The organism is Methylobacterium soli (genome assembly GCF_008806385.1).
GTDB lineage: Bacteria > Pseudomonadota > Alphaproteobacteria > Rhizobiales > Beijerinckiaceae > Methylobacterium > Methylobacterium soli.
On sequence record NZ_VZZK01000001.1, the window covers coordinates 272,719 to 290,200 of the forward strand.

Genomic DNA, 17,482 nt, shown 5'->3' on the forward strand with positions numbered 1-17,482 from the left:
GGTGGAACCGCCGTCCCGGCAAGATGATTGCGCAGGGGTCGAGGCTAGGCCATTCGGTCGGTCCCGATTCCGCGACGCAGGACCGGGGAACCTCATGGCCGGGTTGAATCAGACGGACGCGCGCGCTTCCGTGCGCGCGCCTTCCGCCGCGGCCCTGCGCGGCCTCGACGCCCTCAACTTCTTCCTCGCCGACGTGCGGGACGGGCTCGGCCCCTATCTGGCGATTTACCTGCTCGCCGTGCGCGGACCGGAGCAGGGCTGGAACGAGGCGACGATCGGCCTGGTGATCACGCTGTCGGGCATCGCGGGCCTCGTCGCCCAGACCCCGGCGGGCGCGCTGATCGACCGGACCAGCCACAAGCGGATGGTCGTGATCGCGGCGGCGCTCGCCGTCACGGCGAGCTGCCTGATCCTGCCCTTCATCACGAACTTCACCCTCGTCGCCGCGACCCAGTCGGTGGCCGGCATCGCGGGGGCGATCTTCCCGCCGGCGCTGGCCGCCATCACCCTCGGGGTGGTGGGGCCGAAGATGTTCTCGAAGCGGATCGGCCGGAACGAGGGCTTCAACCACGCGGGCAACGCGGTCTCGGCGGCGCTCGCGGGGTCCACCGCCTATTTCTTCGGGCCGATCGTGGTGTTCTGGCTGATGGCGATCCTGGCTGCCCTCTCCATCGGCGCCATGCTGATGATCCCGGCCGAGGCGATCGACGACGACCTCGCCCGCGGCCTCGATCACGACGCCGAGGCGGCGAGCAGCGAGGCGCCCTCGGGCCTCACCGCCTTGCTGCAGAACCGCACCCTGATGGTCTTCGCGGGCCTCTGCGCCCTGTTCCACCTCGCCAACGCGGCGATGCTCCCCTCCGTCGGCCAGCTGCTGACGAAGCTCTCGGGCAAGGACCACGCGACCTCCCTGATCGCGGTCTGCATCGTGGCGGCGCAATGCGTGATGGTGCCGGTGGCGGTCTTCGTCGGCGCCCGGGCCGACGCGATCGGGCGCAAGCCGATCTTCCTCGCGGCCTTCGGGATCCTGGCGATCCGGGGCGTGCTCTACACGCTCTCGGACAACCCGTTCTGGCTCGTCGGCGTGCAGCTGCTGGATGGGATCGGGGCCGGGATCTACGGCGCCCTGTTCCCGGTGGTCGTCGCGGACCTCACCCGCGGCACCGGCCGCTTCAACGTCGCGCAGGGGGCCGTCGCCACCGCGCAGGGCATCGGCGCCTCCTTCAGCGCCACCCTCGCGGGCGTGATCATCGTCGGGGCCGGCTTCTCCGTGGCCTTCCTGTCGCTCGCCGTGATCGCGGCCGTGGGCTTTGCCGGCTACCTGCTGCTGATGCCCGAGACCCGGGGCAGCACCGCGCCGGATGCGCGGACCGGCGGACCCGGGCCGATGCCGCAGCCCGCCGCCGCCTGAGAGCCGCACCGCCCCCGCCAGCCCGAGGCCCGCGCGATGTCCGACCTCAACCCGAAAGCCTCGGCCAAGGCGCCGCGGCCCTTCGTCTTCGTGCATGTCGGCGACCTGCACCTCGACGGTCCCGACGCCGCGTCGGTGCGCGACCTCGCGGCGATCCTGGCGGATCTGGCCACCTTGAGCCCGTCGCCCGACGCGGTCGCGGATTTCCTCTACCTGCCTGGCGACATCGCCGAGGATGGCCGCGCGGCCCAATACGACCTGCTGCGCGGGGCGCTGCCGCGGGCGCCGCTGCCGGTCCGCCTCATCGCTGGAGACCACGACCGCCAGCACGGCTGCATGGCGGATTTCGCGGTCCTGTTCCGCGAGGTCATGGGTGAGGACCGGGTCGTTCCCCCCCGCACCGATCCGGTCCGGCGCCCGCTCCCGGAGCAGTATTTCTACGCCGAGGATATCGGGGGGGTACGCTGCCTCTTCCTCGATCTCTGCAGCGCCGGCTACGGCGAGAAGGGCAAGGGCCTCGATTTCCGCCTCGGCTGGGCGCAGGCGGAGTGGCTGACGCGCGAGATCCTGGCGACCCTCGACGCGCAGGGCGAGCCGACCCGCCCCTGCGCGGTCTTCATGCACGCCTATCCGGACGATCTCGACCCCCCGGACACGCGCGCCGAGACGGCGGGCCTGTTTCGCGCCGCGCGCGTGCGCCTCGTCGAGATGGGCCACACCCATTACAACGAGCTGGCGCAGGACGGCGTGACCCTCTACGCCGCCGCCCGCTCGGTCGGCCAGAACGAGGACGGCTCGGTCGGCTACGCGGTGGCGGCGATCGACCGGGACGTCACGAGCTGGCGCTTCAAGCCCCTCGACCAGCCCTGGCCCTTCGTCCTGATCACGAGCCCGGCCGACCGGCGGCTCGCCACCGCGGCCCGGGCGGACGAGCCGTGGCTGTGCGTGCGCGCCCTCGTCCTGTCCGGGACGGCGCCGGCCCTCGTGCGATGCCGGGTCGATGACGGCCCCTGGATCACCATGGACCCGCCGGACGGCGACGACCGCTGCTGGACGCGATCGATCCCGTGGCCGGCCGAGGGACGGCGCCTGAGCGTGCAGGCCGCCCTCGACACCTGGAACGGCGAGGGCCCGCAGGGCATGGATTTCGACGTGATCGAGCCGGTCGGCCGCCATTGGAGCGCGCCGCACCGGGCGGGTCGGCCCGGCAGCGACGCCTTCGCGTTGGGCCGCTGGCTCCAGAAGGGATTGCGCGGCGATCAGCTCGGACCGAACCGCAACGGGCGGCACTGGTAGGCGACGACGAACACAGGACGACGAACGAATTCATGGGCGCGCTCACCTTCTCACCGAACCTCGCCACCTGGGGTATCGCCGGCCTCGCCACCCTCGGGGTGATCCTGCGGCCCTTCTCCTGGCCGGAGGCGATCTGGGCCGTGGTCGGGGCCGCCTGCCTCGTCCTGTTCGGCCTCCTGCCCGTGGGCGCGGCCCTCGACGGCATCGCCAAGGGCACCGACGTCTACCTGTTCCTGATCGGCATGATGCTGCTCGCGGAGATCGCCCGGAAGGAAGGTCTGTTCGACTGGCTGGCCCAGGCCGCCGTGCGGCAGGCCAAGGGTTCGGCGACGCGCCTGTTCACGCTGATCTACCTCGTCGGCACCGTGGTGACGGTCTTCCTGTCGAACGATGCCTGCGCGGTGGTGCTGACCCCGGCCGTCTACGCCGCCGCCAAGGCCGCCAAGGCCGAGCCCCTGCCCTACCTGTTCATCTGCGCCTTCATCGCGAATGCCGCGAGCTTCGTGCTGCCGATCTCGAACCCGGCCAACCTCGTGGTCTTCGCCGAGCACATGCCGCCGCTGACGCGCTGGCTCGCGCATTTCGCCCTGCCCTCGGTCCTGGCGATCGGGGCGACCTACGCGGTCCTGCGCTGGACGCAGGCCGGCGCGCTCGCGAGCCAGGAGATCGCCACGGATGCCGACGCCGCCACGCTCTCCGGCACCGGCAAGATCGCCGGCCTCGGCATCGTGGCGACGGCGGCGGCGCTGATCGGCGCCTCGGCCTTCGGGCTCGATCTCGGCCTGCCCACCTTCGTCGCCGGCCTCGCCACGACGCTCGTGGTTCTGGCGATCAAGCGCGGCGGCCTCGTGGACATCCTCCGCGACATCTCCTGGGGCGTGCTGCCCCTGGTGGCGGGCCTCTTCGTCCTCGTCGAATCGCTGGAGAAGACCGGCATCCTCGCCATGCTGGCCGACCTCCTGAAGCGGGCGGCGCAGGGCGACCCCGGCACCACGGCCTGGGGCTCGGGCATCCTCGTCGCGGTGGCCACCAACCTCGTCAACAACCTGCCCGCCGGACTTCTCGCGGGGGCGGCGGTTCAGGCGGCCCACGTCTCCGAGAAGGTCGCGGGCGCGATCCTGATCGGCGTCGATCTCGGCCCGAACCTGTCGGTCACGGGCTCCCTCGCCACGATCCTCTGGCTCACCGCCATCCGGCGCGAGGGCGAGGACGTGAGCGCCTGGCGCTTCCTCAAGCTCGGCCTCCTGGTGATGCCGCCCGCCCTGATCCTGGCGCTGGCCGGGCTGCTCCTCATGCCCTGACGCCGTCTCTGCCCAATCCCCGATCCCCGATCCTCGACCCCGAAGCCTCCGGAGGCGCCGCGCCGTGAACCCGCTCCTGCTCTATCCCTTCATCCTCGTGGCGGGGGCGCTCCAGGCCGCCGGCAACTCGATGAATGCGCGCCTGCGCAACGCCCTGGTCAATCCGTGGCTCGCCGCGACGGTCTCCTTCGCCCTGATCGTCTTCGTCTTCGCGACCCTGTTCTTCGTGATGCCGACGCCGCTCCCGAGCCTCGCGAGCCTGGCCGGGATGCCCTGGTGGGCGCCGCTCGGGGGGCTCGCCGGGGCGGTCGCGGTGTTCGGCGGCCTCGCCCTCGTGGACAAGGTCGGGGCGGGGCCGTTCAACGGCCTGCTCATCGCCGCCAACATCCTGACCTCCCTCGCCATCGACGCCTTCGGGCTGTTCGGCATGCAGGCGGGGGGCTTCAAGCCCCTGCCCTGGCTCGGCGGCGCCCTGATGGTCGGCGGCATCGTGCTGATCGCCCGCTCGAAGAACCCGGACGGCGAGAGCCGCCAGGATGGCGGAACCGAGGCTGCGCGATGAACGGCCGCCTGCTCTATCCCTTCGTCCTCGGCGCCGGCGCGCTCCAGGCCTTCGGCGTCGTCATGAACGCGCAGCTGCGCGGGGCGCTGGTCAACCCCTGGCTCGCCGCGGCGGTCTCGTTCCTGCCGATCGTGTTCGTGTTCCTCACCATGCTGGCGATCCGCCCGACGCCGCTGCCGAGGACCGAGGATCTCGCCAAGATGCCCTGGTGGGCCCCCCTCGGAGGGCTTGCCGGGGCGGTCGCGGTGTTCGGCGGCCTCCTCTTCGTCGACAAGGTCGGGGCGGGCCCGTTCAACGGCCTGCTCATCACCGCCAATCTCCTGACCTCGCTCGCCCTCGATCATTTCGGCTGGCTCGGCATGCCGCGGCACCGGGCCGGCCGCGCGCGCCTCGTCGGAGCGGTTCTGATGGTCGCCGGGATCGTGCTCATCGCCGTGTTCTGAGGGCACCGGACGGTCGGCTGAGGACAAAGGACGGGCCGCGTTGGCTTTGCGGTGCGCAGCCGTGCTACACCCGGGTTGATCCAGCCCGGAGCGATGTGCGTGACGGGTCTTGGGACCCAAGCCGACGGCCGCTCACATCCCTCCCCGAGCCGGCCGGGCCTGCCCCCGCCCCTCGCCCGGCCGCGACCGATGCGTCGCGCCGTTCCGGCCGAGTTCACCGCGGCCGGGCAGCGAGAAAGGATTGCGATGAGCCAGGACAGCGACACCCGGACCCGAGCCGAGGAGCGCGCCGAGCGCGCCGAGCGGATGGCCAAGGAGGGGGCTGAGGCCATGGCCGAGCATCACGCGCAGGCCAAGGCGATGGACGAGCGCACGGTCCGCCTGCGCGCCCTGCGCCTCGCCAAGGAAGCGGCCGATGCCGAGGCGAAAGCTGCGGCCCCGCCGCCCGCCCCGAAGAAGCGCAAGCGTTCCTGAGAGGGTCCGATGGCCTACGATCGAAGCCGCCGCACCAGTGATCCCCGGCAAGCCGCCGAGGCTGCCTTCAAGGCCGCGACCACGAAGCCCGCCGCGGCTGCGCCCGCCGCCCCCCGCGAGGCGGCGCCCGCCGCTGTGCCGGGCGCGCGCGAATCCGTGACCCTGCGCCTCGACAGCGCCGTGCTGGAGCATTTCCAGAAGGACGGCCCGGGCTGGCAGGACCGCATCAACGCGGCGCTGAAGAAGCTCGCGGGCCTCTAGAACATCAGGCCCCGCCCCGCCGGAGCCGGTTCACGGCCCGGTCGAGGGCCCCCAGGAAGGCCGAGCGGTCCCGGGCCGAGAACGGCTTTGGGCCGCCCGTGATCGTGCCCGCCTCGCGCAGGTCCTGCATCAGGTTCCGGGTCGCGAGCGCCATCCCGACGGAGGCATCCGTGAAGGCCTTGCCGGTCGGCGCCAGGACGGCGGCGCCCGCCTTCACGCAGCGGCTCGCCAGCGGCACGTCGGCGGTGATGACGATCGCGTCCGGCCCGGCCCGCTCGGCGATCCAGTCATCGGCCGCGTCGAGGGCGTCGCTCACCACGACACGCTGGATCCAGGGCTCGCGCGGGACGTTCAGGAAGCTGTTCGCCACCACGATGACGGGCAGCCCGTAGCGGGCCGCGACCCGGTAGGTCTCGTCCTTCACCGGGCAGGCATCGGCATCGACGTAGATCGTGATGCCCATTCAGCGTCCCGGCACGAGGCGTGCGCTGAAGCCGAGCGCGATGAGGATGATCCCGAGGGCGAAGCGGGCATGGCTGATCTCGCCGCCGATCGACGCCACGATCGCGCTCCCGATCACCACGATCCCGAGGATCGGCGGCCCGAAGCGCAGCACGAGGCGCAGGGGCGTGCGCCATGTCCTGGGGCGGGCGCCCGCCGGCGCGGGTGCGGATCTCGCCGCCGGCTCGGCCCCGGCCCTGCCCGAGCGCTCCGCCATCAGCGCAGGCCGGCCGCGACGCGCGGGGCGGCGTCCGCCGCCGGCCGATCCGGTTGGCTGAGCTCCGGGGCAGCCCGCTCCAGCGTCGCCACCGAGAGGGGCTGGCCGCGCCCGCGCACCGTATGGGCGCCCAGCGAGCGCGCCGTGATGCCGGGCGGCAGGGCATCGAGCCGCGCGAGGAGGTCCTCCGAGATCAGGATCTCGGTCTTCAGCGGGCGGCACAGGGCTTCGATCCGCGAGGTCACGTTCACGGCGTCGCCAAAATACGCGATCTTGTGCCGGTCGACGCCGACCTCGGCCGTGACCACGGAGCCGCCATGCAGGGCCGCGCGCAGGCGCGGCACCGTGCCGAAGCGGGCCCGCCACGCCTCGGCCTCCGCCTCGATCCGGTCGAGCACGTCGAACACGCAGGCGACGCAGCGCGCATCCTTGAGACCGCGCGCCATCGGCCAGGTGATCATCGCCATGTCGCCGATGTAATCGTCCGTCGAGCCGGCGTTGCGGCGCACGGGCTCCGCGAGGGTGGCGAAGACCGCGCTGAGATAGGCCTGCGCGCGCAGGTCACCGTGGGTCTCGGCGAAGGCCGTGGACCCGACCACGTCGAGGAACAGGAAGATCCGCTCCTCGCGGACGGGCTGGTGATAGCGCCCGACGAGGAAGTTCACGAACACCTCGCCGCCGATCAGGTCGCGCATGCGCACCACGAAGACGAGCAGCGCCGAGACCGCGAGCGAGTAGGCGAGCACCCGCGGGGTGATCTTCACGGCGGTCTTGAGATCGTCGTCGGTGAGGCCGAGCACCCAGACGACGAGGCCCCCGAAGGCGATGCCGAGGGCGATCATCAGCACGTAGGCGAGTTCGGCGGCCGGCACGTAGAGCATGGCGGGCAGGCGCCGCATCCGCGTCTGCAGGCCCGCCAGGATCAGCCCCCGGTCGAAGCCGAGCCCGGCCGCGCCGACCGCGAGCCCGTAGACCAGCCCGGCGAGCGGCGTGGCGCCGGCCGCGAAGATCACGTTGTAGAGGAGCCCCGCGCCGCCGCAGGCGACGATCATCAGGATCCAGAACCAGCGGTGCTGCGGCAGCATCAGCACACCCCACGGCGCGTGCGGCGACCCGGCCGCCGGTCCGCGCGTGATGGGATCGGGGCGGCGGTGAACACGGCGCGTCCTTGGTCTAAAGTCCAGCGCCGCTCCGAGCGCCGCCCCCATTGCTCATTCCCCCATGATGGCGCGAATAAGGCATCGGGAGAGACCGCGCCGTGATCGCGGGAGCCAGGCCGCCAACGTCCGGGCCCCGAGGCGCTCGTCGCCCGACGGGCCCGGCCCAACCAGAAGCGGGAGACAGCCATGCGGGTGCGCAGCTTCGGCGCGACCGGCCATCGCGTACCGATCATCGGCCAGGGCACCTGGCGCATCGACGCCGCCGCGCGGGCGGAGGTCCTCGCGACGCTGCGCGCCGGGATCGATGCCGGGATGACCCATATCGACACCGCCGAGATGTACGGCGAGGCCGAAGCCATCCTGGGCGAGGCCCTGCAGGGGCTGCGCGAGGAGATGTTTCTGGTCTCGAAGGTGGTGCCCAGCAACGCCACCCGGCGGGGCGTCGTGCGGGCCTGCGAGCAATCGCTCGCGCGCCTGCGCACCGACCGGCTCGATTGCTACCTGCTGCACTGGCCGGGCAGCCACAGGCTGGAGGAGACGATCGCGGGGTTCGAGGACCTGCGCCGCGCCGGCAAGATCCTCTCCTGGGGCCTCAGCAATTTCGACGTCGACGACCTCGACCGCGCCCTGCGGATCGCCGGCCCCTACAGAATCGCCTGCAATCAGGTCCTGTACCATCTGGGCGAGCGGGCGATCGAGCACGCGGTCCTGCCCTGGTGCGCCCATCACGGGGTCGCGCTGGTCGGCTACTCGCCGTTCGGCAGCGGGGATTTCCCGCACCCGGACAGCCCGGGGGGGCGGATCCTGGCCCGCATCGCGCAGGCCCACGCCACCACGCCCCACGCGGTCGCCCTCGCCTTCCTGACGCGGTTCGAGCACACCTTCACGATCCCCAAGACCAGCCGGCCCGAGCGGGCGATCCGCAATGCCGGGGCCGGCACGCTCGTGCTGACGGGCGACGAGGTCGCAATGATCGAGGCGGAGTTCCCGCGCGGACCGCGCCCGCGGACGCTGCCGATGCTGTAGCGCCCCGAGTTCGTCAGGCGCGCAGGGCCGGCACGCGGTCCGGCACCGGGGCCTCGACCATGCGGACGCGGTTCCGGCCGCTGCGCTTGGCCTCGTAGAGGGCGGCATCGGCCTCCGCGAACAGCGCTTCCGGCGTGTCCTGGGCGCCCGGCACCACGTGCGCGACCCCGATGCTGACGGTCACGATGCCGCCCATCTCCGGGGCATGCGGGATCTGCAGCCCGACCACGGCGCGCCGGATCCGCTCGGCCGCGGACCAGGCCTCGGCGGCGGAGGCCCCCGGCAGGACGATGCCGAATTCCTCGCCGCCGATGCGGCACGCGATGGCGTCGAGGGGGTTGAGCGTCTCCTCGAGGCAGCGGGCGAGCGCCTTCAGGACCACGTCGCCGCTCTGGTGGCCGAAATGGTCGTTGTAGTGCTTGAAATGGTCCGTATCGAGCACGAGCAGCGACAGGGGCGACCAGGACCGGCTGGCGCGCCGCCACTCCCGGCCGATCACCTCGTCGTAGCGCCGCCGGTTGGGCAGGCCCGTGAGGCTGTCGGTGGCGGCGAGCGCCGCGAGCTCGGCATTGGCCGCCCGCGAACTGGCCTCGGCGGCCGCGCGCCGCACCACCTCGCGCTGCAGCAGCACCGTCAATCCGAGGGTCGCGAGGCAGAGCCCGAGGATCAGGGCGCCGACCGTGACGGCCTTGGGCAGCCACACGGCCCGGATGCTCTCCGTCCCGAGGGCGACGTCGACGATGAGCGGCACCCCGGCGATATGCGTGTAGGCGTAGAGGCGCTCGGCGTCGTCGATGGCGGACCGCTCCACGAAGGTGCCGCGGGGGCTCTCCTTGAAGCGCCGGAAGGTGGCGCCGCCCGCGATGCTGCGCCCGACATTGGCGGCCACGAAGGGCTCGCGCACCAGGAGCGTGCCGTCCATGTGGAACAGGTTGATGGAGCCGCCCTGGCCGATATGCAGCTTGGCGAAGAGGGATTGGAAATAGGCGAGCTCGATCGTCCCCGTGACCATGCCGCCGAAGCTGCCATCCGGCTCGGTGATCCGGTGGCTCAGCGTCATCACGGTCCGGCCGGTGACGAGGCATTGCCGCGGGCCCTCCACGACGACGCCCGTCCCGGGCTTGCCGCGCAGGGTGGCGAGGGACGGCATGGTCTCGAGGGTGAGGTCGCTCGCCACGGCCGGATCGGAGGCGGCTTTCAGGCGTCCCTGCGCGTCGGTGATCAGGATGGCGCCGAGGCCGGAGGCCTTCGCGGAACTGTCGAAGAGGGCGCTGTCGCGGATCTGGTGCGGGAGCGCGGCGAGGTCGGCGCGCGGTGCGGCGGCGGCGGCCGAGCGCAGCGAGAGATCGTACATCTCGACGCTGCGGGCGACGCTCTGCTCGATCAGCGTCAGCAGGTTGAGCGAATTCTGCTCAGCCTGCCGCCAGGCCGCCTCGCGCATGTCGGCGACGAGATACAGGCCGAGCATGCACGACCCGGCGGTGACGCCGAGGCCCAGGCAGGCGATCAGCCGCGAAGCCCGATCCTGCCAATGCCGCGCCACGGAATGCTTCCAGACCGACTTCACGCCCCTGCCCTCGCCGAACCCTGATCAAGGACATTTATCGCTCAGAGGTATGTGCCGAAGCCTACCGAGCAGGCCTAACGCCGGCTTACCGCCCGGCATGCTCAACGGAACGGAAATCGGATCGCGCGATTTTTGCGCGACGGCGGGCCCGGATGGGCGCCGCCGGCGCCCGTCACTCGCCGATGCCGAACAGCTTCTCGAGGAAGTTGCGGTCGTCCTGGCTCGGGCCGCGGGCGCGCGTCCCCGCCGACGGGCGCGGTTGCGCGACGGGCGGGGCGGCGGCCTGAGGCGCCTCGCCGATGAGCGTCCCGAGGAGGCCGCCCGGGCTCGCGCTCGCCACCGAGGCGGTGGTCTCGGGGGCCTTGCGCCAGCGGTTCATGCCGGGCAGCGGCACGGGCGTCTGGCCCTTCAGGGCCACGCTCATGTAGGTCTTCCAGATCTCTACCGGCAAATTGCCGCCCGACGCCTTCTTGGTCGGCTCGCTGTCATCGTTGCCGAGCCAGATCCCGGTCACCAGGGTGCCCGAGTAGCCGATGAACCAGGCATCGCGAAAATCCTGGCTGGTGCCGGTCTTGCCGGCGAGGTCCCAGCCGGCGATGTCGCCCTTCTTGGCGGTGCCGATCACGAAGGTCTCGTGCATCATGGCGTTCATCATGCCGACCGCGTTGGCGTCGATCACGCGCCCGAGGCCGCCCTCGCCGCGCTTGTAGAGGACCTTGCCGTCCGCGGCCTTCACGGTGGAGACCACGTAGGGGATGACCCCGATGCCGCCATTGCCGAAGGCCCCGTAGGCCCCAACCATCTCGAGCGGCGTCACCTCGGAGGTGCCGAGAGCGATGGAGCCGTTGGCCTGCAGCGGCGAGGTGATGCCGAGCCGCTGGGCGGTCTGCACCACGGCCTTGGGGCCGACCTCCTGGCCGAGGCGCACCGCCACGGTGTTGAGCGAGAGCGCGAGCGCCGTGCGCAGCGTGACCGCGCCCTCGTATTGGTGCGAGTAGTTCTCGGGCTGCCAGGTACCGATCCTGATCGGCGCGTCCTCGCGCACGGTGTCGGGCGTCGCGCCCTTCTCCACCGCCGCCAGATAGACGAAGGGCTTGAACGAGGAGCCGGGCTGACGCTTGGCGCTGGTCGCCCGGTTGAACTGGCTCTGCGCGTAGTCGCGCCCGCCGATCAGCGCCCGGATCGCCCCGTCCGGGCGCATCGAGACGAGGGCGCCCTGGCCGACATTGTAGCGCCCGCCCTTGGTGTTCAGCTCGTCCACGAGCGCCTTCTCGGCGACGCCCTGGAGGGTGGTGTCGACGGTGGTCTGCACCACGATGTCGCTGTCGAATTTTGGCACGAAATCGTCGAGGACATCCATGACGAGGTCGGCGACGTAGTTGGCCGAGCCGCCGCCGCGGCTGCTCGCCGGTCGGGCCGGCTGCGCCAGCGCCACCTTCACGTCCTGCGGCTTGGCGAAGCCGAGCTCCTGCATGGCCGCGAACACCTGGGCGGCGCGCGCCTGGGCGGCCGGCAGGTTGCGGTTCGGCGCGAGGCGCGAGGGCGCCTGGACGAGGCCGCCCAGCATCGCGGCCTCGGCGAGGCTGACACTCTTGGCCGGCTTGCCGAAATAGCGCTGCGCGGCCGCCTCGACGCCGTAGGCGCCGGCGCCGAAATAGACCCGGTTCAGGTAGAGTTCGAGGATCTCGTCCTTGGTGTATTTGTGCTCCAGCCACAGCGCCAGGATCGCCTCCTGGATCTTGCGCGAGGCCGAGCGCTCGGGCGTCAGGAACAGGTTCTTGGCGAGCTGCTGCGTCAGGGTCGAGCCGCCCTGCGCCACGCCGCGCCGCGTCAGGTTCTGCCCGATGGCGCGGGCGATGCCGACGGGATCGACGCCGAGATGGCCGTAGAAGCGCCGGTCCTCGATCGCCACGAAGGCGCGCGGCAGGTAGGGCGGCAATTCCTTGATGCTCACGACGCGCCCGCCCGTCTCGCCGCGATTGGCCAGAAGCGAGCCGTCGCTCGCCAGGATCGCGATGTTGGGCGGGCGCTTCGGAACGCTGAGCTGGTCGATCGGCGGGAGCTGCGAGGCATGATACGCGACGAGGCCCGCGAGCCCGATCACACCCCAGAGGCCGAGCACCACGCCGGCATAGGCGAGGCGCCCGAGGAAGGAGCCCCGGCGCTTGCCCTTGCGCGGCGCCGGGGACGATGCCCGCCGCCCATTGCCACGGGGCGCCGGCGCGCTCGCGCGGCCACGCTGATCCTGTCCACCACCACCCGCGCGCTTCGCCACACCGCCTCCCGGGCGATCCTCGCGCGACAGGCGCAGGTCGAGATCGCCCGCAACCGCGGCGCGCCCTTCCGGCACGTCGAAGTTCGGCTCGCCTCGGCCGGCCCGTCCGCGTCCGTTCGCCATGCGTCCCGTCTGTTCCCTGGGCCTCGCCCGGCCGGTGCCGCGGTCGCGGCGTTCCCGTTCCGGTGGGGCCCGGTTCGGCACCGTAAATGCGGCGGGTTTAAGAGTTCTTGACCATGTGAGCCCGCGCGCGAGGGGGTGGCTCGCGGATGACCGGGGCAGGCGGATCGTGACGCCGTGGCGGCCTCACGCTCACGCCTGCGCGGGAGCCGGGGCCCGAGGCATTCGGTGCGACCCAGTTCCTGCACGGGGGGCGCTTCAGCACGCAAGGCCTCCTCGTGCGGGCCGGCCTCAATGATCACTTCGCCGAGTTCTGAGGCGCGACCGATCGCTCCGGGCGCTTCGCGCCCTGCGGCGACGGGTCCTCCGGCCGGCGCGGAACGGCGCCCCCGATCCCCCGTTTGGTCAGGCCGCCAGCGTGGCGGGACCGCCCAAACGGATTCGAGATCGATGCTGAACATCCTCGTCGCGGACGGGAATGCCCGCGATGGACGTGCGGGCCGCATCGCGGCGACCGGGCAGAGCTCGGCGCAGGCCTATGCGGCGATCCTGAAGGCGCTGGCGCCCGACATCGTGGCGACGATCCTCAACCCGGCCGATGCGGATGCGGCCCTGCCCGGCGGCGTCGGGCTCGCGAGCTTCGACGGCGTCATCGTGACCGGATCCGAGCTGCACGTCACCGACGAGACGCCGGCCGTGCAGCGGCAGATCGCGCTGATGCGCGATTGCCTCGCGGCGGGCCTTGCGGTCTTCGGCTCGTGCTGGGGCGTGCAGGTCGCGGCCGTGGTGGCGGGGGGCCGGGCGGGCCGCAACCCGCGCGGGCCCGAATTCGGCTTCGCCCGCCGCATCGTGCCGACGCGGAGCGGCCAGGCGCACCCGCTCCTGAGCGGCCGCCCGGCCGCCTTTGACGCGCCCGCCATGCATCTCGACGCGGTGATCGAGCCGCCCCCGGATTGCCGGGTTCTGGCGGAGAACGGCCTGCTCGCCGTTCAGGCGATCGAGATCGTGCGGGGCGAGGGCGTGTTCTGGGGCACGCAGTATCATCCGGAGCTCGACCTCGACGCGGTCGCGGCGATGCTGCGGCTCAGCAGCGCCGAGGTGGTGGAGGCGGGGCTCTGCCGCACGCCCGGCGAGGTCGAGGCCTACGCCGCGGAACTCGACGCCTTGCACGCGGATCCGGAGGGGCGCCTCGACCTCGTCTGGCGCCACGGGCTCGGGCCCGAGGTGATGGCGCCGATTCGGCGCCGGCGCGAGATCGCGAACTTCCTCGACCGGCTGGTGCGGCCCCGCGCGCGGCGCTGAGATCAGGCCGGGCGGAGCACCGGACGCGCGGGTGCCTCCACCGCCGTGCCCACGAGGTGGAAGGCGGGCGGACGCCGGAACAGGAAGGACAGGACCGTGCCGCGGATCGCCCGCTCGAGGGCGAGCGGCACCAGAACCGCGACACTTGTCACGATCAGGCTCGCGAGTCCGATATCCGGCACCCATCCGGTCTTGACCAGGAGCGTGCGCGTCGCCGCCATCGGCAGGAAGAAGGCGAGATAGATCACGATCGAGCGGCTTCCGCAGGCGCGGAGAGCCGCCGTCACCGGCCCGCCGATCCGGGTCAGGAGGGCCGCGGCCGCCACGATCGCGAGGGCGCCCGCGCCTCCGAGGACGAGGCTGACCAGGGGCAGGCTCGCGAGGGTCGGGAAGCCCGGCAGGCCGGATGGCGTGAAGGCCAGCCAGGCCTCGGCCAGGGCCCAGAGCGCAAGCCCCGCGAGCGCCGGGACCGGCCGGCTTCGCACGAACCCGGCGAGCGCGAAGATCCGGGGCGCGAACAGGTAGCCCGCCACGAAGTAGACGTAGCGCGCGCAGAACTCCTCCAGGAGATAGGACGTGGTCGCCAGCGGCACGATCTGGAGCAGCGCCGCGCCCGCGAGCAGCACGGGCGCCGGCAGGCGCCGCAGCAGCTTCGTCACCACCGAGAAGACGGCGAGCAGGTAGATGAACCAGAGGGTCGAGTAGGGCTCGACGAGGGCGTGGGCGAGATGGGCCAGGAAGGCCGAGGGTCCGGCGCCGTCGGTGATCTGCCCGTATTTGGCGAGCGACTGGAGCACGACCCAGAGACCGTAGAAATACGCGAAGTGCACGACGCGCCGGTCCGCGAACAGGCGCCAGTCCCGATCGATCACCCGACCGACGAAGAGGCCGGAGAGCAGGAAGAAGTCGGGGATCCGGAACGGCTTGGCGAAGGCCACGACCGTGTGCAGGAAGCCCTCCCCGCCCAGGGCCTCGCCGGTGCCGAGCGTCGCATGCATCATCACCACGAGCAGGATGCAGATGCCTTTGGCCACGTCGACCCAGGCGAGGCGCATGGCCTCGTCGGGCCGCCGCGCCACCCTCTCCGCCCCTGTCGCCATGATCGCCGCGCCCTCTTCGAACCCGCCGGAAGGGTCGCGCCGCGACCGTAAAGGCCGGGCTACGACGGCGGCGCGATCGCGCAACGTGCCGAAGGCCGCGTAAACGCGCGGCCCTCGATCCGGGCCTATTTCTGGCGGCGGGCGCCGCGCCGGTCGCGGGTCATGCGCGTCGCGGCGTGGAAATCATCGGGCTTGGTCCGGACCCAGGTGACGAAGCGGCCGATCTCCGGGTCGGCCCGCAGCGCCTCCACGTCGGCGAGGCGACGGGCGATCTCGGCCTCGCTGTAGCGGGCATGGATGGCGGAGTGGCAGATCTGGTGCAGGCGCACCGTGCCCTGGTGCGTGCCGCCCTTCAGCTTGGGCGTGAGGTGGTGCAGGCTGGACCTGGCGCGCGCCGGAATCGCCCGCTCGCACAGGGGACAGATGATCGGGGCCGCGCCCTGGGGGCCGTGCGTCGTCGGATCATCGTCGCGCCAGCGGCGGGTGCGTCGGGCCAAGCGTCGATCCTCGGTGGTCGGCTCCCCGATATGAGGCCGAGCCCAGGCCCCGGCGAGGCGGCGCGTCATCGTGCCGGAGGCCCGGGGCCGGGGTCACTCGACCAAGCTGTGGGCGATCTCCGCGCAGGCCGCCCCGATCCGGCCGCGGAAGAACGGCTCGGCCGCCGCGTCCCGTTCGCCCAGGATCAAGACATGGTCGCCCGCCAGGGCCTCGAAGCGCGCCGCCGGCCCGGCCGCCGCCGCGAGCCGATGCGCGAGCTTCACCGGAACGATGCCGTCCTGCAGGCCGTGGACGATCAGCACGGGCTCCCGGCTCCCGGCGATCCGCAGGTCGGACCGGTAGGTGTCGCGCAGGAGGATCGCGGGCGCCAGCGGGAAGCGAAGCCGCACCAGGGCCGCCAGCGAGTCGAAGGGCGCTTCGAGGTAGAGCCCGAGATGGGGCACCCGCTCGGCCTCCGCGACCGCCACCGCCGCGCCGAGGGAATGCCCGTGCAGCAGGATCGGGGCGCCCGGGGCCCGGCGCGCCGCCTCCCGAGCGGCCGCGACCCCGTCCGCGATCAGCCCCGCCTCGCTCGGGCTCCCGCTCGACCCGGCATAGCCCCGGTAGGCGATGGCGAGAACGCCCCAGCCGCCCTCCGCCCACGCCCCCGAGGCGAAGCGCGCCGCGTGCGGCTCCGGCCGCGAGCCGTTGCCGTGGAAGGTCAGCACGACGCCGCAGCCGGGACGGGGCGCGCGCCAGAGGGCGTGGAGGCTCTCCCCGTCACGGGTCGTCAGCGAGACGGGCGCGGTCCCCGGCGGAGCCATCCCGGCGGGAAGTGGCGGACCGGCCCGGACGGCGCCCGGATAGATCAGGTGACGCTGGAACAGGAAGAGGAGGCCGAGGACGAGGCCGTAGCAGAGGGCGACGGCGAGGAACCCGAGGGCGATGATGCGCATCTCGCCCCAACGCATGAAATGTGGGAATCGGCGGCCGGGCGATGGCGCGAATGGGCGCGCCAGCGCAATGCCCCCGTCCATCGCGCCACGACGGATCATTTCCAAGCCAAACACCGCACAGTGTGGATTTGATACTGAACATATCAGCTTCAAAAACAGTATAAAGGCTGTCGACGTGACCGCTGTGTCGTTCAAGGCCAGAATTGCTGTGTTTTCCCGCTTTCAGAGAATATTTTTTTCAGTTCTCCGGCCGGTTCGTGCCTTCGGATCGTGGGACCGTCAGCCGAATAGGCTCTCGGCGTCCCGGTTGTCCCGGAGCGACCGAGGGAAATCGAGATCAATCGAAAACATCCAGCTATTCCCAACCTCAAGTTGCAATTACGAGGATTGATTAACTTCGAGTTAACAAGATATCCCGTGGTGGCCGACGAACGGCACGCGAATCTCGGGAAGATCATCATGCAGATCAAGGTGAATGCGGACGACTGGAACGGCATATCGGAGGAGGACCGCAAGGCGATCCAGGAGATCCTGTCCAAGACCTTCAAGAACGATCCGCAGGTCGTGACGGACCCGCAGGCCACGGCCGCGGCCCAGTCGGGCGAGGCGGATCTCGGCGGCATCTGCAACTCGCTCTGCAACATGGCCCAGTCGGCCGCGGAGGCGCTTTGCGGCAAGATCGGCAACGCAACCGCCAAGCAAGTCTGCCTGGTTGCCGCGCAGACGGCGGGCGACGTCTGCCGCAGCAAGTGCTGACGCGGCCCGCGTCCTGATTCCGTGCGCGGCCGCCGACCTCCCGCCGCGGAGGAACGCGGCCCGCTTATCCCCGCTGATTGACAAATGCGCCCGAGCCGTGAAGATTCGAACCGTTCCGAGGGGAGCCCCATGACAGGGGGCTGAGATTGGGCCTGAAGCCCTGACCCTTGAACCTGATCCGGCTCATACCGGCGGAGGGACGGGAACTTGCGGCTCGGGACGTATTGGCCGCACCCATTCTGACCTGTGACGAGTTCGGATCGCTCCAACGCCAGGA

At 71.7% G+C, this 17,482-nt stretch carries 16 protein-coding genes, 1 pseudogene and 1 riboswitch; of the genes and pseudogenes, 9 read left to right on the forward strand and 8 right to left on the reverse strand.

Translation table 11 applies throughout. From position 1 onward, the window contains the following. The first annotated feature begins 94 nt into the window (after positions 1-94). From F6X53_RS01290 to F6X53_RS01320, 6 genes and pseudogenes are all read left to right on the forward strand, one after another. Positions 95-1,411: an MFS transporter gene (locus F6X53_RS01290; protein ID WP_150996386.1), complete on the forward strand. Its 1,317-nt coding sequence runs from the start codon at positions 95-97 to the stop codon at positions 1,409-1,411. Positions 1,412-1,447: 36 nt separating this feature from the next. Beyond that, positions 1,448-2,707, forward strand: coding sequence for a metallophosphoesterase family protein (locus tag F6X53_RS01295; RefSeq protein ID WP_150996388.1), 1,260 nt, complete (start codon positions 1,448-1,450; stop codon positions 2,705-2,707). A gap of 32 nt (positions 2,708-2,739) precedes the next feature. Then, positions 2,740-4,008, forward strand: a complete 1,269-nt coding sequence (locus tag F6X53_RS01300; RefSeq protein ID WP_150996390.1) for an arsenic transporter — start codon at positions 2,740-2,742, stop codon at positions 4,006-4,008. A gap of 64 nt (positions 4,009-4,072) precedes the next feature. Further along, positions 4,073-5,013, forward strand: a pseudogene (locus F6X53_RS33940) (DMT family transporter). Positions 5,014-5,259: 246 nt separating this feature from the next. Then, positions 5,260-5,487 carry a hypothetical protein gene (locus F6X53_RS01315; protein ID WP_150996396.1) on the forward strand — a complete coding sequence of 76 codons (228 nt, stop codon included), beginning with the start codon at positions 5,260-5,262 and terminating at the stop codon, positions 5,485-5,487. Between the two features lie 9 nt (positions 5,488-5,496). After that, on the forward strand, positions 5,497-5,748 hold the full coding sequence (locus F6X53_RS01320; RefSeq protein WP_150996398.1) for a BrnA antitoxin family protein: 252 nt from the start codon (positions 5,497-5,499) through the stop codon (positions 5,746-5,748). Positions 5,749-5,752: 4 nt separating this feature from the next. On the opposite strand, the gene F6X53_RS01325 is transcribed toward F6X53_RS01320, so the two are convergent. The 3 genes from F6X53_RS01325 to F6X53_RS01335 are packed head-to-tail and all read right to left on the reverse strand — an operon-like array spanning position 5,753 to position 7,551. Next, entirely contained in the window at positions 5,753-6,211 is a 459-nt protein-coding gene (locus F6X53_RS01325) for a YaiI/YqxD family protein (protein WP_150996400.1), read from the reverse strand. Then, complete coding sequence (locus tag F6X53_RS01330; RefSeq protein ID WP_150996402.1) at positions 6,212-6,466, reverse strand: hypothetical protein; 255 nt, start codon at positions 6,464-6,466, stop codon at positions 6,212-6,214. Further along, positions 6,466-7,551, reverse strand: a complete 1,086-nt coding sequence (locus tag F6X53_RS01335; protein WP_150996404.1) for an adenylate/guanylate cyclase domain-containing protein — start codon at positions 7,549-7,551, stop codon at positions 6,466-6,468. The genes F6X53_RS01330 and F6X53_RS01335 overlap by 1 nt, the downstream gene beginning before the upstream one ends. Before the next feature lie 261 nt (positions 7,552-7,812). Between F6X53_RS01335 and F6X53_RS01340 the strand changes: the two genes are divergently transcribed. Then, positions 7,813-8,652, forward strand: a complete 840-nt coding sequence (locus tag F6X53_RS01340; protein WP_150996406.1) for an aldo/keto reductase — start codon at positions 7,813-7,815, stop codon at positions 8,650-8,652. 13 nt (positions 8,653-8,665) lie between these two features. Here F6X53_RS01340 and F6X53_RS01345 read toward each other — a convergent pair whose 3' ends face one another. After that, complete coding sequence (locus tag F6X53_RS01345) at positions 8,666-10,219, reverse strand: GGDEF domain-containing protein (RefSeq protein WP_238298676.1); 1,554 nt, start codon at positions 10,217-10,219, stop codon at positions 8,666-8,668. A gap of 172 nt (positions 10,220-10,391) precedes the next feature. After that, a complete protein-coding gene (locus F6X53_RS01350; RefSeq protein WP_150996408.1) occupies positions 10,392-12,617 on the reverse strand; it encodes a transglycosylase domain-containing protein in 2,226 nt (741 codons plus the stop codon). 447 nt (positions 12,618-13,064) lie between these two features. Here F6X53_RS01350 and F6X53_RS01355 point away from each other — a divergent pair, with 447 nt between their 5' ends. Further along, positions 13,065-13,916, forward strand: coding sequence for a type 1 glutamine amidotransferase (locus tag F6X53_RS01355; RefSeq protein WP_150996410.1), 852 nt, complete (start codon positions 13,065-13,067; stop codon positions 13,914-13,916). A 2-nt stretch (positions 13,917-13,918) separates the two neighbouring features. On the opposite strand, the gene F6X53_RS01360 is transcribed toward F6X53_RS01355, so the two are convergent. The 3 genes from F6X53_RS01360 to F6X53_RS01370 form a co-directional block, all read right to left on the reverse strand. After that, positions 13,919-15,016 (reverse strand): acyltransferase family protein, encoded by a 1,098-nt coding sequence (locus F6X53_RS01360; RefSeq protein WP_150996412.1) that lies wholly within the window; start codon positions 15,014-15,016, stop codon positions 13,919-13,921. A gap of 125 nt (positions 15,017-15,141) precedes the next feature. Then, complete coding sequence (locus F6X53_RS01365) at positions 15,142-15,513, reverse strand: restriction endonuclease (protein ID WP_150996414.1); 372 nt, start codon at positions 15,511-15,513, stop codon at positions 15,142-15,144. A 93-nt stretch (positions 15,514-15,606) separates the two neighbouring features. Further along, positions 15,607-16,464 carry an alpha/beta hydrolase gene (locus tag F6X53_RS01370; RefSeq protein ID WP_244965503.1) on the reverse strand — a complete coding sequence of 286 codons (858 nt, stop codon included), beginning with the start codon at positions 16,462-16,464 and terminating at the stop codon, positions 15,607-15,609. Between the two features lie 405 nt (positions 16,465-16,869). On the opposite strand from F6X53_RS01370, the gene F6X53_RS01375 reads away from it, so the two are divergent. Beyond that, positions 16,870-17,205: a hypothetical protein gene (locus F6X53_RS01375; protein WP_150996416.1), complete on the forward strand. Its 336-nt coding sequence runs from the start codon at positions 16,870-16,872 to the stop codon at positions 17,203-17,205. A gap of 108 nt (positions 17,206-17,313) precedes the next feature. Further along, a riboswitch (TPP riboswitch) is annotated at positions 17,314-17,422 on the forward strand. Positions 17,423-17,482: the final 60 nt, after the last annotated feature.

Excerpts from the sequence above, each read along its gene's own strand:
- F6X53_RS01290 (WP_150996386.1), top strand. The coding sequence starts at position 95 with ATGGCCGGGTTGAATCAGACGGACGCGCGCGCTTCCGTGCGCGCGCCT.
- F6X53_RS01295 (WP_150996388.1), top strand. The coding sequence starts at position 1,448 with ATGTCCGACCTCAACCCGAAAGCCTCGGCCAAGGCGCCGCGGCCCTTC.
- F6X53_RS01300 (WP_150996390.1), top strand. The coding sequence starts at position 2,740 with ATGGGCGCGCTCACCTTCTCACCGAACCTCGCCACCTGGGGTATCGCC.
- F6X53_RS01315 (WP_150996396.1), top strand. The coding sequence starts at position 5,260 with ATGAGCCAGGACAGCGACACCCGGACCCGAGCCGAGGAGCGCGCCGAG.
- F6X53_RS01320 (WP_150996398.1), top strand. The coding sequence starts at position 5,497 with ATGGCCTACGATCGAAGCCGCCGCACCAGTGATCCCCGGCAAGCCGCC.
- F6X53_RS01325 (WP_150996400.1), bottom strand. The coding sequence starts at position 6,211 with ATGGGCATCACGATCTACGTCGATGCCGATGCCTGCCCGGTGAAGGAC.
- F6X53_RS01330 (WP_150996402.1), bottom strand. The coding sequence starts at position 6,466 with ATGGCGGAGCGCTCGGGCAGGGCCGGGGCCGAGCCGGCGGCGAGATCC.
- F6X53_RS01335 (WP_150996404.1), bottom strand. The coding sequence starts at position 7,551 with ATGCTGCCGCAGCACCGCTGGTTCTGGATCCTGATGATCGTCGCCTGC.
- F6X53_RS01340 (WP_150996406.1), top strand. The coding sequence starts at position 7,813 with ATGCGGGTGCGCAGCTTCGGCGCGACCGGCCATCGCGTACCGATCATC.
- F6X53_RS01350 (WP_150996408.1), bottom strand. The coding sequence starts at position 12,617 with ATGGCGAACGGACGCGGACGGGCCGGCCGAGGCGAGCCGAACTTCGAC.
- F6X53_RS01355 (WP_150996410.1), top strand. The coding sequence starts at position 13,065 with ATGCTGAACATCCTCGTCGCGGACGGGAATGCCCGCGATGGACGTGCG.
- F6X53_RS01360 (WP_150996412.1), bottom strand. The coding sequence starts at position 15,016 with ATGGCGACAGGGGCGGAGAGGGTGGCGCGGCGGCCCGACGAGGCCATG.
- F6X53_RS01370 (WP_244965503.1), bottom strand. The coding sequence starts at position 16,464 with ATGCGTTGGGGCGAGATGCGCATCATCGCCCTCGGGTTCCTCGCCGTC.